Origin of the sequence: Limnospira sp. PMC 289.06 (assembly GCF_032350395.1) — a bacterium.
In the GTDB taxonomy this organism is placed as follows: Bacteria; Cyanobacteriota; Cyanobacteriia; order Cyanobacteriales; family Microcoleaceae; genus Limnospira; species Limnospira platensis.
Map to the genome: position 1 here is coordinate 1 of NZ_JARPLC010000557.1, position 309 is coordinate 309.

Annotated in this window: 1 protein-coding gene; it reads right to left on the reverse strand. The window is 46.0% G+C overall.

Annotated features, from left to right (window positions below; translation table 11 throughout):
* Positions 1-11: 11 nt before the first annotated feature.
* A complete protein-coding gene (locus P5674_RS26255) occupies positions 12-236 on the reverse strand; it encodes a reverse transcriptase N-terminal domain-containing protein (RefSeq protein ID WP_014275535.1) in 225 nt (74 codons plus the stop codon).
* Positions 237-309: the final 73 nt, after the last annotated feature.

Below are 309 nucleotides of genomic sequence, written 5' to 3' on the forward strand. Positions count from 1 at the left end.
GGAACCCGCCCCTACAGTCGCACTGCTAAGAGTCGGGCATAATATGATTTCACCAGTAGACGTTGCCACCTTCGTGCCTTTGCGTCTTGTCCCGATTTAGCCGCTTGAAATATACTCTTTTGGAGCTTGAAGACTTTCCGTTGAACCTTAGTCCATGGGATGGCCTTCCATGCGTTGTTCGTAGTCTTGATTAGTTTTGGTTTCCCAAACCCTTTCTTTAAACTCGCTATCGCCATTTGTACACCTACTAGACTCTATTCTTACAATCAAACCGTGACCTGTTAGCATATCCCTACCATTACAGTCGGA

What these genes read in the sequence shown, in the direction of transcription:
- P5674_RS26255 (WP_014275535.1), bottom strand. Translation starts at nt 236, where the DNA reads ATGGCGATAGCGAGTTTAAAGAAAGGGTTTGGGAAACCAAAACTAATC.